Origin of the sequence: Ectobacillus antri (assembly GCF_003852715.1) — a bacterium.
Taxonomy (GTDB): Bacteria; Bacillota; Bacilli; order Bacillales; family Bacillaceae_G; genus Ectobacillus; species Ectobacillus antri.
Genome location: NZ_RIAV01000003.1, coordinates 57,851 through 72,588, shown reverse-complemented (window position 1 = coordinate 72,588; position 14,738 = coordinate 57,851). Strand labels below are relative to the sequence as shown.

Annotated in this window: 12 protein-coding genes; all 12 read right to left on the bottom strand. The window is 42.0% G+C overall.

Going from position 1 to position 14,738, the window contains the following annotated elements:
• Window positions 1-14 precede the first annotated feature (14 nt).
• The 12 genes from pknB to EEJ45_RS04555 all read right to left on the bottom strand — a co-directional run bounded on the left by pknB (window position 15) and on the right by EEJ45_RS04555 (window position 14,434).
• Window positions 15-1,973: a Stk1 family PASTA domain-containing Ser/Thr kinase gene (gene pknB, locus EEJ45_RS04610; RefSeq protein WP_124563625.1), complete on the bottom strand. Its 1,959-nt coding sequence runs from the start codon at window positions 1,971-1,973 to the stop codon at window positions 15-17.
• Window positions 1,970-2,719 (bottom strand): Stp1/IreP family PP2C-type Ser/Thr phosphatase, encoded by a 750-nt coding sequence (locus EEJ45_RS04605; RefSeq protein WP_124563624.1) that lies wholly within the window; start codon window positions 2,717-2,719, stop codon window positions 1,970-1,972. Before EEJ45_RS04605 ends, pknB begins: the two co-directional genes overlap by 4 nt.
• A 4-nt stretch (window positions 2,720-2,723) precedes the next feature.
• Window positions 2,724-3,797 (bottom strand): dual-specificity RNA methyltransferase RlmN, encoded by a 1,074-nt coding sequence (gene rlmN, locus EEJ45_RS04600; RefSeq protein WP_124563623.1) that lies wholly within the window; start codon window positions 3,795-3,797, stop codon window positions 2,724-2,726.
• A gap of 1 nt (window position 3,798) precedes the next feature.
• The gene (rsmB, locus tag EEJ45_RS04595) at window positions 3,799-5,133 is read right to left on the bottom strand and encodes a 16S rRNA (cytosine(967)-C(5))-methyltransferase RsmB (RefSeq protein ID WP_124563622.1); all 1,335 of its coding nucleotides are present in this window, start codon (window positions 5,131-5,133) and stop codon (window positions 3,799-3,801) included.
• Complete coding sequence (gene fmt / locus EEJ45_RS04590) at window positions 5,130-6,071, bottom strand: methionyl-tRNA formyltransferase (protein ID WP_124563621.1); 942 nt, start codon at window positions 6,069-6,071, stop codon at window positions 5,130-5,132. Before fmt ends, rsmB begins: the two co-directional genes overlap by 4 nt.
• A 14-nt stretch (window positions 6,072-6,085) precedes the next feature.
• Window positions 6,086-6,553: a peptide deformylase gene (gene def, locus EEJ45_RS04585; protein WP_124563620.1), complete on the bottom strand. Its 468-nt coding sequence runs from the start codon at window positions 6,551-6,553 to the stop codon at window positions 6,086-6,088.
• A gap of 12 nt (window positions 6,554-6,565) precedes the next feature.
• A complete protein-coding gene (gene priA / locus EEJ45_RS04580) occupies window positions 6,566-8,962 on the bottom strand; it encodes a primosomal protein N' (protein WP_124563619.1) in 2,397 nt (798 codons plus the stop codon).
• A complete protein-coding gene (gene coaBC, locus EEJ45_RS04575; protein ID WP_124563618.1) occupies window positions 8,959-10,158 on the bottom strand; it encodes a bifunctional phosphopantothenoylcysteine decarboxylase/phosphopantothenate--cysteine ligase CoaBC in 1,200 nt (399 codons plus the stop codon). Before coaBC ends, priA begins: the two co-directional genes overlap by 4 nt.
• 263 nt (window positions 10,159-10,421) lie before the next feature.
• A complete protein-coding gene (rpoZ, locus tag EEJ45_RS04570; protein WP_124563617.1) occupies window positions 10,422-10,628 on the bottom strand; it encodes a DNA-directed RNA polymerase subunit omega in 207 nt (68 codons plus the stop codon).
• 3 nt (window positions 10,629-10,631) lie between these two features.
• Window positions 10,632-11,249, bottom strand: coding sequence for a guanylate kinase (gmk, locus tag EEJ45_RS04565; protein ID WP_124563616.1), 618 nt, complete (start codon window positions 11,247-11,249; stop codon window positions 10,632-10,634).
• A gap of 13 nt (window positions 11,250-11,262) precedes the next feature.
• A complete protein-coding gene (remA, locus tag EEJ45_RS04560) occupies window positions 11,263-11,544 on the bottom strand; it encodes an extracellular matrix/biofilm regulator RemA (protein ID WP_124563615.1) in 282 nt (93 codons plus the stop codon).
• 178 nt (window positions 11,545-11,722) lie between these two features.
• Window positions 11,723-14,434, bottom strand: coding sequence for a calcium-translocating P-type ATPase, SERCA-type (locus tag EEJ45_RS04555; protein ID WP_124563614.1), 2,712 nt, complete (start codon window positions 14,432-14,434; stop codon window positions 11,723-11,725).
• Window positions 14,435-14,738 lie beyond the last annotated feature (304 nt).

The following is a 14,738-nucleotide window of genomic DNA, read 5'->3' as shown; positions in this document are numbered from 1 at the left end:
ACACTCACTCCTTGTTAATCATACGGGTACGGAATATCTTTTTCTATAAATGTCTTTCCATCCCTAACAATCTTGTAGCGCGCTGATTTACCGTACGGTACGTTCAACTTTAATGAAATCGTAACAGGCGCTGTAATTGTTCTCGTTTCTACTGGCTTTGCCATAGTATTGTCTAAATCTTCCTTGTATATCTCAATCGTTTGCGGCTGTCCAGGTACTTCTGGTTCGTATGGAATCTGAATATTATCAATAGCCACTGTTTTCGGTGGTTTTTCCTTAGGTCCTTCTGAAATAATTACAGTAAACTTCTCACCCTCTTTTAAAGGTGTATTTGGTTTTGGAGATTGCGCAATTACCAGTCCTTTGTCTACTGTATCTGAAGTTTCCTTTGTAACAACAGGAGTTAGCTTTCTCTCTGCTGCATAACTACGCACACTACTTTCGGTCCATCCTGTAAAGTCCGCAAGCGTTACTCGCTTCGGCCCCTCACTAATCCAAATTCGAACATCTTGTTCTTCTTCTACAATAAATTCACCCGATTTAGGGAGCTGATCAATAATCTCACCTTTTGGCTTTTCACTAACCTGCGCATATGACACAACACTGGCATATGTACTATCAAGTTCTGAGCGTACAGACTCATAACTCTCTCCAATGTAATTTTTCATTTTCTTTTTCTTTTTTCCGCCAGATTGAAAAATTGTAATCTTTGTATTTTCTTTCACAACTCGACCAGCCTCAGGGCTTGTTTTAATAACTTTTCCTTCGGTTACTTCGTCTGTGTACACAATCTCTGGTGTGGAGGCAACCTGGAATCCTTTTTTACTTAAAATATTAACAGCATCTGCATATGTTTCACCAGCCACATCTGGAATCTCAACATTTTTTGGAATAAACAACCCTGGAATTACCGTTATCGCCGCAATCCCACTCAGTAACAACAAAAATAGCACAATAAATACACGCTTCCACCAATTTTTTTTCGGCTTTACTTGTGGTTTCTCTTCCGATTTTGCTTCAACAGACAGTTTTCCTGTATTTACAATGGTCTCATCCATTCCTGTTTGTACGAATAGTTCTTCACGAATAATCGGAATTTGTTTCGTTGCATCTTCATCTTGTGGGACACTAAAAGGTTGCTCGTTTATCCGTTCTGGGTTTAACGCTGTAACAATATCATTTTTCATTTCTTCCCCGGATTGATAGCGATGAAAAGGATCTTTTGTTGTTGCCTTTAAAACAATATTTTCAACACTTTGCGGAATGTTGGGATTCCAACGCTTGGGAGAAGGTGTTTCATTCTGCAAATGTTTGAGAGCAATCGACACGGCAGACTCGCCCGAAAAAGGCGGTCTTCCTGTCAAAAGTTCAAACATTACAATTCCCAGTGAATATAAGTCTGATTGTTTATTTGCTACGCCGCCGCGCGCTTGCTCAGGTGACAAATAATGAACAGACCCTAGAACAGAATTTGTGTGCGTAATAGTCGTTGCGCTTGTAGCAGTCGCAATCCCAAAATCGGTAACTTTCACTGTCCCATCATCTCGAATTAAAATATTTTGAGGCTTTAAATCGCGATGCACAATTTCAAAGTGATGGGCATGTGCCATAGCTGAAGTAAGCTGCTCCATAATATGCAAAGCTTCTACAACAGGAAGCATCCCTTGTTGTTGTATGTATTGCTTTAAAGTTTGGCCTGGTACATATTCCATAACCAAATAATAAATACCATCTTCCTCTCCCACATCATATATGTTTACAATGTTTGGATGAGATAAACTCGTTACTGATTGCGCTTCACGGTGGAAACGCTTAATAAACTCTTCATTATTGGCATAATCAAGTCTTAATATTTTGACAGCCACATCTCGGTCTAAAATAGCGTCACGCGCCAAAAAAACGTTGGCCATACCGCCGCCGCCAATCATTTTTAATAGCTTATATCGACCATTAAGGCGCTTTCCAATCATCAAATTACTTCACCCCCGTCCTCTATATCAACGAGAATGAGTGTAATATTATCTTCGCCGCCCATATTATTGGCAGTTTCAACAAGCTTTAGTCCCTTGTTCTGCAAAGTATCACTTGTCTGCAGAATTTCTTCCATTTGCGGCACAGTTACTTTATTTGATAAACCGTCTGAACATAAAAGTAGCCTGTCACCGTGCTCAACAACAAGTGTTTTTACATCAACTTCTACCTTTTGCTCCGTTCCGAGCGCACGCAACAAAACATGCTTACGAGGATGTGACTCTGCATCCTCTCTTGATATTTCTCCATGTCGCACTAACTCATTTACAAGCGAATGATCTTCTGTTACGAGACTCATTTTATCCTCGGATACCATATAGCAACGGCTATCACCAACATGTCCGATGGTTGCGAACTGATTTGTACAGATTGCAACTACGATTGTGGTTCCCATCCCTTGACATTCTGAATTTTCAAGGGCGTGCTTATAAATCCGCTCGTTAATAATTTCCACATAGTCCCGGAGCCATTTTTCCGCTTTTTTAGGTGTTTTCATATTATAGGTTTGTTCCCAGTAATCATGAAACAATTGGATAGTCATCGAGCTGGCTATATCGCCTGCTCGATGACCTCCCATGCCGTCTGCTACCACAGCTAAAATATCTCCGTCTAAGTTTCTAAATACACCGGCACTGTCCTCATTATGTTGTCGTACTCTTCCCCGGTCGGACAGAAAAAAGGTTTTCATGCGCTCACCTCGTCTCTTCTTTGCGCTCCTTCGCTCGCAATTGACCGCAAGCAGCATCTATATCGTGGCCTTGCTCGCGTCGAATTGTTACATTGATTCCATGATTTTTTAACGTTTTCTCAAACTTAAAGATTTGTTCACGTGGTGTTCGTACGTAGTTTCGCTCTGGTACATAGTTTACTGGAATCAAGTTTACATGACATTTTAATCCTTTTAAGAGCTGCGCCAATTCCTCTGCATGCTCTACTTGATCATTCTCGCCGCCAAATAAGCCATATTCAAACGTTACACGTCTTCCTGTTTTTTCCGTATAGTACTTTACAGATTCAATTAAGTCAGGTAATTTATAAGCGCGGTTAATTGGCATCAACTTTGAACGAAGCTCCGTGTTTGGTGCATGTAAAGAAATTGCAAAATTAATTTGAATATCCTCATCAGCAAACTTATAAATTTTAGGAATAATACCGCTGGTGGAAACCGTGATATGACGTGCACCAATATGAATTCCTTTTTCATGGTTAATGATGCGTAAAAATGCCATTAAGTTATCATAATTATCAAACGGCTCACCAATCCCCATTACAACTACAGAGCTCACACGACTTTTCTCTTCGTCAATCGCACGCTGTACTTCTACTACCTGTGCTACAATTTCACCTGCCTCTAAATTTCGCTTTAAGCCCCCTAGTGTAGAAGCGCAAAACGTACATCCAATGCGGCAGCCAACCTGTGTTGTTACACAAACTGAGTTTCCATAATCGTGACGCATTAATACGGTTTCAATTGAATACCCGTCGTACAACTCAAATAAAAATTTGATAGTACCATCAGATGATACTTGCTTTACAAGCGTTTTTAAAGTTGTAATCTCAAAGGAATTCGACAATTTATCGCGCAATTCCTTTCCAAGGTTCGTCATTTCTGCAAAAGAGCTGACTCGCTTTTTATACAGCCAATCAAAAACCTGCGCAGCACGATATACAGGCTCCCCATTTTCTTTCATCCATTCTTGTAACCCTCGTAATTCAAAAGAATACACGGATGGTTTTTTGTTTAAATCTTGTTTTGTTGTTTTCATGTTATACCTTCTTTCGTAGACAAGCTATATAAAATCCGTCCGTGAGAAAATAATGCGGTAAGATTTGCACCTCTCCCTTGCCGACATACGACTTCAAGGAAGACGGTAATCTTTCTTTCATAGTGGTATCTATCTCATATTCTGGATGTTTGTTTAAAAATGTTTGTATGACGTCTTCATTTTCTATTGAACCGATGGTACATGTACTGTATACAAGACGTCCGTTCTTTTTCAGAAGCGGGGCAGCTGCTTCTAAAATATCGCACTGAATCTTCGCCAATCTTTCACTATCAGCCTCTGTTTTACCCAGTTTAATATCAGGCTTTCGCCGAATAACTCCAAAGCCGGAGCAAGGCGCATCAATTAAAATTTTATCAAAGGTTTCAGCCTGAAACTTTTCTCCTACCTTTCGGGCATCAAGAGCCTGCGCTTCTACATTTGTCAAGTGCAAACGCACTGCTTGCGCCTGAATTAAGCGAACCTTATGAGGATGTAAATCCAACGATACAACACGTCCCGTTCCTAGCAGACGCTCGGCGATATGTGAAGTTTTCCCTCCAGGTGCCGCACATGTGTCGAGTACATAATCTCCTGGCTCTGGACCAAGAGCACGAGCAACCAGCATTGAACTTTCGTCTTGTACAGATACGTAGCCTTCCTGAAAAGCCTTTGTGTGTGCTATATTTCCTCTTTTTATTTGAACCGCATCTTCTGATAGAATGCCTCGTTCTGCTTCTACTCCTTCAGCACCAAGCATCTCAATGACTTCCTCGACTGTTGTTTTGGAAACATTGACACGAGCCGTAGAAAGCGGAGGAAGCAAGTTCGTTTCACATATGCGCTGTGCGGTATCAAATCCGTATGCTCTTATCCATTGCTCAACGAGCCATTGTGGATGACTTGTCTTAATGGCTAGACGCTCCGCCGGATTTTTAATATGTTCTAAAGACGGTACACCTTCTCGCTGAACAGAGCGAAGTACTCCATTAACCATTGCGCCAATTCCTTTATGGCCCCGCTTTTTGGCAATTTCAACCGCTTCATGAATAACAGCATGTGCAGGAACACGATCTAAAAACTCCATTTGATATAGAGATAATCTCAATAACACTTTTACCCACGGCTCTACTTTTTTGCGTAAAAATGGCTGCAAATAGAAATCTAGAGCATCTCGCCTTTGTATCGTTCCATATACAATCTCGGTTAATAACCCAACATCTTTACTTGAAAGCTTACTTTTTTCAATCAGGTTGTTTAACAGAAGATTACTGTATGCACCATTTTTCTCAATTTGCATTAACCCCTCGAGCGCAAGTTCGCGCACGTTGTTAATCATTCTTCTCCCGCCTTCATACCGATTTCAATTTGCGTGCCACGCACAAATTGACTGCCGTCCATGCGCTTCTTACCAGCAGGTTGCAAATCAGTAATTTTAATCGCAGTTGTATTTCCTGTTGCAATTACAACACCATCTGTCTCTAGTGCAATGACAGTGCCAGGCTCTCTCTCTTCTGAAGTCGCAATCTTCTCGCCCCACCAAACCTTGATAACTTGACCGTTTAAAGTTGTGTAAGCAACCGGCCATGGATGCATGCCACGAATCTGATTGTAAATTGCCTCTCCTGGCTGCGTCCAATCAATTTTTTCTTGCTCGCGTTTTATATTATACGCAAACGTTGCTTCTTCTTCACGCTGCGGTACAGGCGTAAGCTTTCCTTCTAGTAAAAGCGGTAAGGTTTGAGACAACAATGCAGCACCTGCTTCACTCAGCTTGTCATGAAGAGTACCCACTGTTTCACGTTCTGTAATTGGCACTTCTACTTGGGTTAAAATATCACCTGCATCCAATTTCTCGACCATATACATAATGGTGATACCTGTTTTCTCTTTTCCTTGGATGATGGAGTAATGAATTGGTGCGCCACCGCGAAGCTCTGGCAATAAAGAAGCATGTACGTTAATACATCCATACTTTGGTGCTTCCAATATCTCTTTCGGTAAAATTTGGCCAAACGCTGCCGTGACAATTAAATCGGGCTGAAGCGCCAATACTTTCTCGTATTCCACCTGCTCACGAATTCTTAAAGGTTGTAAAACCGGAATGCCATGTTTTTCCGCTTCTATCTTTACAGGAGGTGCCGTCATTACCTTTTTACGTCCTACCGGACGGTCCGGTTGTGTAACGACTCCAACCACTTCATGTCCATCTGTAATAATCTGACGCAGCACCGGTACAGAGAAATCCGGTGTTCCCATAAATACAATTTTAACCATGCATATCCCTCTTTCTACTCCAGCTCTTCCGGATCATAATACTTTGTTACTTTGGAAGTAAATAGCACACCATTCAAGTGATCAATTTCATGTTGAATGGCACGTGCTAAAAAGCCGCGTGCTTCTAAAACAAATATTTTACCACGTTTGTTTTGCGCACGAACTTTTACATATTCAGCACGCGGTACGTCTCCGTATAAGTCCGGAAAACTTAAACAGCCCTCTGGACCTATTTGCTCGCCGCGCGCTTCTAAAATGACCGGATTAATTAAATCAATACGACCATTATCGTCTGCTTCAACAATCGCAATTTGCTTGGAAATGCCGACTTGTGGTGCAGCTAAACCTACCCCATCTGCTGCAACCATCGTATCATACATGTCCTGAAGCAGCTTTACCAGTTTTTTATCAAAATCCAAAACGCGGTCGCAAGGGGTTTCCAGTACCGCATTTGGGTGCTTTATAATCTCTAAAATTGCCATGTGTTCCTCCACTTACATTAACATAGTTGGGTTAAAATCAATTGATATTTGCAATTGCTCCTTTATCATAGCAGTTTGATAATGCTCATTAATAAAGCGCAATACTTCCTTTAGTCCTGGTTCCCGTTTGTATTTTATCATGCATTGGTAGCGATATCTATCTTTTACCCTTGCGATCGGTGAAGCGACCGGACCAAGAATAATGGTTTGTGGGGTGCATTTTTGCCGCAACATAGCTGCAATTTTTTCTGTAACTTGTACAGCCTGCAGTAAGTTAGGGTGCGATACCGTAATCAGCGTCAAATAATAGTAAGGCGGATACTGATGTAGCTTTCGAATATGCATTTCTTGTTCAAAGAATGTATCATACTGCTGCTTCTTTGCCAGCTGTACACTATAATGTTCCGGTGTATACGTTTGAATAACGACTTCTCCTGGCAAATGATGTCTTCCTGCTCGTCCACTTACCTGCGTAAGGAGCTGATATGTTTTTTCACTAGCTCGAAAATCAGGAAGGTGAAGCATCGTATCGGCCGTCAACACGCCTACAAGCGTAACATTTGGGAAATCTAAACCTTTGGCAATCATTTGTGTACCAAGTAAAATATCCGCTTTCCTTTGTCCAAAAGCAGTCAATAATTTCTCATGCGCCCCTTTTTTACTCGTTGTATCTACATCCATGCGAATTACACGCGCCTGCGGAAACAGCTTGGTCAATTCTTCCTCGACCTTTTGTGTGCCCGTTCCAAAAAAACGAATATATTGACTTTGACAGGCTGGGCAGTCTTTAGGCAAAAACTCTTCATGGCTACAATAATGACATTTCAAACGCTGCGTTGCCCGGTGGTACGTTAATGATATATCACAGTGTGGACATTGCATTACATACCCACAATCACGACACATCACAAATGTAGAATGGCCTCTTCGATTTAAAAACAACACAATTTGCTCTTGCTTTTGCAAACGATCAGCAATCTTCTCATGCAGGAGCGTCGAAAACATAGAACGATTGCCTTTTCTAAGTTCTTCACGCATATCCACAATTTCTACACTGGGCAACGCCTGTTCATTCATTCTCTTGGTCATCGTCAATAATTCATATACACCTTTTGATGCGCGTGCAAATGATTCAAGAGTTGGCGTTGCACTTCCTAGAATCACAGGGCAGTGATGATATTCGCTTCTGCGGATTGCTACATCCCTTGCATGATAACGCGGATTATCTTCTTGCTTATAGCTTGACTCATGCTCCTCGTCAATAATGATAATTCCCAAATTTTCAAATGGAGCAAATACAGCCGATCGCGCTCCCACAACAACGCGCACTTCTTTGCGTTGTATTTTTCGCCACTCATCGTACTTTTCTCCAGCAGACAATGCGCTGTGGAGTACAGCCACTTGTGAACCGAAACGCCCTTTAAACCGCTCTACCATTTGAGGCGTAAGCGAAATTTCCGGCACCAGCATAATCGCTTCTTTTCCCTTCTGTAAAACCGCTTCAATGGATTGCAAATATACTTCTGTTTTTCCACTTCCCGTCACACCGTACATCAAAAAGGTACGTTGTTGCTCGTTTTCAATAGTAGACAAAATCGGGGCAATGGCGGCTTGCTGCTCAACGGTCAATGGAAATGGCTTTGTACGCTCAAACTGCTCATCATCATAGGGATTTCGATACACTTCAATCTCTTTTTCATATAGTATGCCTTTTTTGACAAGCGCTTTAATCGGTGCATCTGTCATGCTAAGCTCTTCTTTAAGAGTATGTGCCGCTACCTCTTGATGATTTTCGATAAAATAATACAGAACATCTTGTTGCTTAGCACTACGGACGCTCGCTGCCAATTCTTCCAATGCACGTTTGGAGGCGGCCGGTCCAATTACCCGTTGCTTTTTCCTTTGTACCCGATCTCTCACATCATATACCACTTCAATTTCTTCCGCCGCAATCGCAGCTTTCACAGCGCGATACAATGCTTCGGGTAAATCCTTCCACGCTATTGAATCTTTCTCTCCAAACAACGTCTGCAGTTCATTCGATGTCTCATTCCTCAAAATCAGACGCTTTTGATACACGGATTTAATAGCTGCCGGCAGCATAGCCTGAAACGCTGAGATGGTGAAGCAAAGCGTTTCTTCTTTTAGCCAAAAGCCAAGACCGAGCAGTTCTTCGTTTAAAACTGGCGTTAAGTCAAGAAGCTCTTCAACTTCTTTTAGCTTCATATTTTCGCTTTCTTCTACCTCTCGAATATCAATGATAAAGCCCTGCAGCTTTCTTGGTCCAAAAGGCACAATCACACGCATACCAACTTGAACAAAAGCTTCCCACTTACTTGGTATTTTGTAGTCGAAGGGGCGATCGGTTTGACGCGCTGGTACATCTACAATGATACGAGCGGCCTTCATCTTTCTTCCTCCAGCATTTCCTTTAACTCATGCAAAATATGCCGAGCAACCTCCACTTTTGGCAAAAGCGGCAATACAATGCTCTCGCCGTTTCTCTTATACATCGTTACAATGTTTGTATCTGTTCCAAATCCGGCACCTTCTGCCTTTATATCATTTGCGACAATCATGTCTAAATGCTTCGTTTGCAGCTTTTCTTTCGCATACGACGCAACATCCTTTGTTTCAGCAGCAAATCCGATTAAAATTTGTCGCTCTTTTTTCTCCCCTAGCGTTCGTAAAATATCGGTTGTGCGTTCCAACTCTATCGTCAGCTCTCCGTCTCGTTTCTTTAACTTGTCACTATGCATAATCTTAGGACGATAATCAGCTACTGCTGCTGTTTTTATGACCGCATCTACTTGATCATATCGGGACAAAATCGCATGTAGCATATCCGCGGCTGATTCAACTCTCTTGACCTCAACACCGGCAGGTACCGGAAGTGCGGTAGGGCCAGTAACTAATAAGACATCCGCGCCCATTGCCGCTGCTTCATCAGCAATTGCATAGCCCATTTTCCCAGTCGAAAAGTTGGTCATAAATCGAACAGGGTCTATTCTCTCTCGTGTCGGTCCCGCTGTCACAATAATCTTTTTCCCCTGCAAAGGCTTGTCATTAAAGAACTTCTGCAAATAAGCTACTATCGTTTCTGGCTCCTCCAAACGCCCCTTCGCAACATAGCCGCAAGCAAGAAAACCCTCTCCCGGTTCTATGAAACGATAACCAAAAGACTGCAGTGTTTGCATATTTCTCTGCACAGCAGGATGTTCGTACATATGTACATTCATAGCAGGAGCAATCCAAACAGGCGCGGTCGCCGCCAATATTGTAGTAGAAATCATATCATCAGCCAAACCGTTGGCTAACTTACCAATCATATTGGCAGTCGCCGGTGCAACAAGGATGATATCCGCCCAGTCCGCCAAATCAATATGTGCGATGACAGATGCATCTTTTTCATCAAACGTATCGGTATATACATCATGTCGTGATAAAGCTTGAAATGTGAGAGGTGTTACAAACTTACAGGCCGACTCAGTCATCATAACTTTCACCACAGCGCCTGCTTGTGTGAGTTTACTCGTTAAAGCTGCTGCTTTAAATACTGCAATACCACCTGTTACACAAAGTAAAATCTTTTTTCCAGTTAACATACTCGCGCCCCCTTCTCCTATAAGTAACACTATTCTATACCAGTACACGTTATTTTTCTAACATAACAGTGAGGCTAAGAAACCTTTACCTCATGCCTACCGCCTTAATAGGTAAGTGCTTTTTAAGGTTGCAGCTACAGTCGCAAGTGTTTCTCTTCTAGCGACTCCTTGTACATCGTCTATTTTATAAAAATTCATATTTTTATGTTGTAAAAAAAGAACAACCTATTTGTACATAGGTTGTTTGTTCTCCATATAAATACTTATTTTTGTCCCTCAAGCGGTCTATACCCTAGCAATTTTGCATCAATCTCTTCTAAAGATTTGCCTACGTACTTATGAGATACAGGTCGGTCTAAGCGACAGTCGCGATGTTGTTGCATTTCACGCGCACGTTTAGATGCCACGGTTACCAATGTGTATTTTGAATCAATCTTTTGCAGCAACGCATCAATGGATGGGTTTAACATAAATTATTCAGCCTCCGTCATTTGTTTATAATATTTAGAAACACGGTCTCGACGACAATGCTCACTTGTTACAATTGCTTTGATGCGCTCGCAAGCCAGCGCAACCTCATCGTTTTCAACAACATAATCATATGCATCCATCATATCAATTTCTTCTTTAGCAATTGTGAGGCGGTTTTGGATGACTTCCTCTGTTTCTGTGCCGCGCCCCACGATACGACTTTTTAATTCAGATAAGCTTGGCGGTGCTAAGAAGATAAATACCCCTTCAGGAAAAGCCTTTTTTACTTGCAGTGCACCTTGTACCTCAATTTCTAAAAACACGTCTTTTCCTTGTTGTAATGTTTGTTCTACATATTCCACAGGAGTACCGTAGTAGTTTCCTACAAACTCAGCCCATTCCAATAAACCATTGTTTTGAATCATTTCTTCAAACTCTTCGCGTGTTTTGAAGAAATAATCAACGCCGTTCACTTCCCCTTCGCGCGGCTTTCTCGTTGTAGCAGAAACAGAATAATTTAAATGGATGTCTTCTTGCTCAAACAAAGCTTTGCGCACCGTTCCTTTTCCAACGCCAGAAGGACCAGACAGAACGATTAGCAATCCTCTTTCACTTCTCATAATATATGTAAACCTACCCTTCATTCTCTTCTTTTAAGTCATCTTTGCTATAAGCATTTCCATTCAACCGCTGCGCAATCGTCTCGGGTTGAATCGGACTCAATACAATATGACCGTCATCCATAATAATGACTGCTCTTGTTTTACGGCCATACGTAGCGTCAAGCAGAATATTTTGCTCTCTTCCCTCTTGCACCAAGCGCTTAATCGGAGCAGATTCCGGACTAACAATTGCAATAATCCGATGGGCGGACACGATATTGCCGTATCCAATATTTAAAAAACGCATGGTCATACCCTGTGCCTCCTAGTAAGTCTATCCGAATTCCTCATGCACTAAACTTCTCAACTATTCCATATTTTGCACTTGTTTGCGGATTTTTTCAAGGTTATTTTTCACCTTCATCACAGGTTTGTTGTTTATACAACGAAAAAGGTAATAGAGATATTCCCTACTACCTTCTTTCATTATATCATATTTTACTTTGATTGACTATTTTAAGTTTGCTTTGCTTTTTTGGTTTCTTTGTTAATACGGCACCTACAAGCAAGAATGTTGGAATAGACGAAAGACCGCCAATTAGTAACCAATCTCTACCCTTAATAGGCAATGTGTCGAATATAGGTTGCAGCGGTGGATAATAGATAACCACTAGCATAAGCAGCAGAGAAATGAATACGGCACCTACTAGATACATATTACCGAACGGGTTGCGATGATAAATAGATCTCTCGCTTCGGCAATCAAATACGAGTATGAGCTGTGATAAAACAAGTGTTGCAAAAGCTACAGTTTGCGCATATTTTAGTTCATTTGGATTTTGGTTGTAAGCTACAATAAACGCCAGTAACGTTACAATTCCAATTAAAAAACCACGACTTAAAACTTTCCAGCCTAATCCTCTTGAAAAGACCCCTTCTTTTGGGCTGCGTGGCTTTCTCTTCATTACATCGTCCTCCGGCTTATCGAGCCCAAGTGCCATTGCAGGCAGTCCGTCTGTTACTAAATTTACCCATAGAATTTGAATAGGTACAAGCGGCAACGGAAGCGCTAAAATCATCGCAAATAACATGACTAAAATTTCTCCTACATTAGAGGCAAGCAGGTAACGAATGAACTTTCTAATATTTTCATAGATATTGCGTCCTTCTTTAATGGCCGCTTTAATTGTGGCAAAATTGTCATCAAGAAGGACAAGGGAAGAAGCTTCTTTTGCCACATCTGTTCCGGCAATACCCATCGCAATCCCGATGTCGGAAGCCTTAATTGCTGGCGCATCATTTACGCCATCTCCCGTCATTGCGACAATATGTCCTTTATTTTGAAGGGCTTTTACAATTTTTAATTTATGCTCCGGCGAAACACGTGCGAATACATATGTGTCCTCTACAATATCTTCAAGTTCTTCTACACTCATGGCCGCAAGTTCAGTGCCTTCTACCACCTTACCGCCTTCAGGCAATACAGTCAGTTGCTTAGCGATTGCCATTGCCGTAATCTTGTGATCGCCCGTAATCATAACCGTACGAATACCGGCGTCACGGCATTCTTGTACAGCTTGTTTTACTTCTGGTCTTGGTGGATCAATCATACCTTGTAGGCCGATAAACATTAGATCGGTTTCTGCATCTCTTTCATTGATTAGTTCATTGCGAAGCGGTTTATAGGCAATTGCAATCGTGCGCAGTGCCTGACTGCCTAAATGATGAATGGCTCTTTGTATTTCATCTTGATACAAAGTAGTCATGGACTGTTGCTTTTCTCCCCATAGAATCGAACTGCTTACACCAAGCAGGACATCAGGTGCGCCCTTAGTAACAAGAAATGCTTTTCCTTGCTTATCTCGAATGACAACACTCATCATTTTACGAGTCGAGTCAAACGGAATTTCTTTTATAATTTGGAATTGTCCTGCCAGTGCCTCACGTGTAAGACCAGCCTTCATTGCCGCTGCCACAAGTGCCCCCTCAGTCGGATCACCGTCAAGCACATATTCTTTTTTTCTTTTTGAGATGTTAGCGTTATTGCATAAACAACCAAACATTAACAGTTGTTGTACAGATTTTACTGCACTCGGATTAATCTTTCGTTCATCCTCTGTAAATTCGCCACTTGGACTGTAGCCTTGTCCGGTAACATGCCACGTTTTCCCGCCCGACCATAAATGTGTGACCATCATTTTATTTTGAGTCATCGTACCTGTTTTATCTGAGCAAATAACAGAAGCGCAACCAAGGGTCTCTACAGCAGGTAGTTTACGAACAATTGATTTTTTCTTAATCATGCGCTGCACACCTAAAGATAAAGCAACAGTAACAATTGCCGGCAATCCTTCGGGTATAGCTGCCACAGCCAAGGACACACCTGCCAGGAACATATGATATACATCATGTCCTTGATACACACCAATTAATACTACTAGTGCTGTCAGAAGCAATGAGACGACAATTAAAATTTTCCCCATTTGTTCCAAGCGGCGCTGCAGCGGTGTTTCGTTTTCTTCAGCGTTTTGAAGCATATCAGCAATTTGCCCCATTGCCGTATTCATACCGGTACCGATAACAGTACCAATACCAGACCCGCGTGTAACCATCGTTCCCATAAACGCCATATTCGTTTGATCGCCAATACCGACATCAACACCGTTTACAGCATCGATACGCTTTTGAACCGGGACAGATTCCCCCGTAAGAGCGGACTCTTCTATGTATAAACTCGATGCTTCAATAATTCTCACGTCCGCACCAATTCGATCTCCACTTGTAAACTTAATAATGTCTCCTGGTACTAGCTGCTTAGAGGCGACCTTCACCCACTTATTATCACGCAGCACGGTCGCTTGCGGCGCAGCTAGTTCTTTTAAAGCATCCATTGACTTTTCTGCGCGATGTTCCTGCAAAAAGCCAAGTATACCATTTAAAATAACAATAGCAACAATTGCCACAGCATCTACCATTTCACCAAGTAAAGCAGAAATAACAGTGGCTCCTAGCAGTACCAGCACCATAAAATCCTTAAATTGCGCAAGAAACTTTACCAATGCAGATGAACGCTTCCCCTCCTGCAGCTCATTTGCTCCGAAGTGCTTAAGGCGCACATTCGCCTCTTGTCCCGTCAATCCTGTCTTCACATTCGTCCTTGCCTTCTCCTCTACCTCATGAACGCGAAGTCCATACCAGTTCATCCTCTCACCTCAACCTTCTCTACTCTACTCACAGCTTATTCAGACTCGTCCTAAAACATGCTATAATGTTAAGAAAAGCGGAAGCGGCTCGTTCAGCTCCATAGGGCAGAGGTTCTCGACACAAAAAGGCGCTTTTTGCCTTTATGGGGCGAGGTTCTCTGACCGGAGGAGCTAGCCGCTGCAGCTAGATCAAGAAAAGCGGAAGCGGCTCGTTCAGCTCCATAGGGCAGAGGTTCTCGACACAAAAAGGCGCTTTTTGCCAATCCATATGTTAAAGTGTATTGGCAACATTCTTCATAATAAC

Bases quoted from the DNA above. Each gene is read 5' to 3' on its own strand.
- EEJ45_RS04605 (WP_124563624.1), bottom strand. From the start codon at position 2,719: ATGAAAACCTTTTTTCTGTCCGACCGGGGAAGAGTACGACAACATAAT.
- rlmN (WP_124563623.1), bottom strand. From the start codon at position 3,797: ATGAAAACAACAAAACAAGATTTAAACAAAAAACCATCCGTGTATTCT.
- rsmB (WP_124563622.1), bottom strand. From the start codon at position 5,133: ATGATTAACAACGTGCGCGAACTTGCGCTCGAGGGGTTAATGCAAATT.
- fmt (WP_124563621.1), bottom strand. From the start codon at position 6,071: ATGGTTAAAATTGTATTTATGGGAACACCGGATTTCTCTGTACCGGTG.
- def (WP_124563620.1), bottom strand. From the start codon at position 6,553: ATGGCAATTTTAGAGATTATAAAGCACCCAAATGCGGTACTGGAAACC.
- priA (WP_124563619.1), bottom strand. From the start codon at position 8,962: ATGAAGGCCGCTCGTATCATTGTAGATGTACCAGCGCGTCAAACCGAT.
- coaBC (WP_124563618.1), bottom strand. From the start codon at position 10,158: ATGTTAACTGGAAAAAAGATTTTACTTTGTGTAACAGGTGGTATTGCA.
- rpoZ (WP_124563617.1), bottom strand. From the start codon at position 10,628: ATGTTAAACCCATCCATTGATGCGTTGCTGCAAAAGATTGATTCAAAA.
- gmk (WP_124563616.1), bottom strand. From the start codon at position 11,249: ATGAGAAGTGAAAGAGGATTGCTAATCGTTCTGTCTGGTCCTTCTGGC.
- remA (WP_124563615.1), bottom strand. From the start codon at position 11,544: ATGACCATGCGTTTTTTAAATATTGGATACGGCAATATCGTGTCCGCC.
- EEJ45_RS04555 (WP_124563614.1), bottom strand. From the start codon at position 14,434: ATGAACTGGTATGGACTTCGCGTTCATGAGGTAGAGGAGAAGGCAAGG.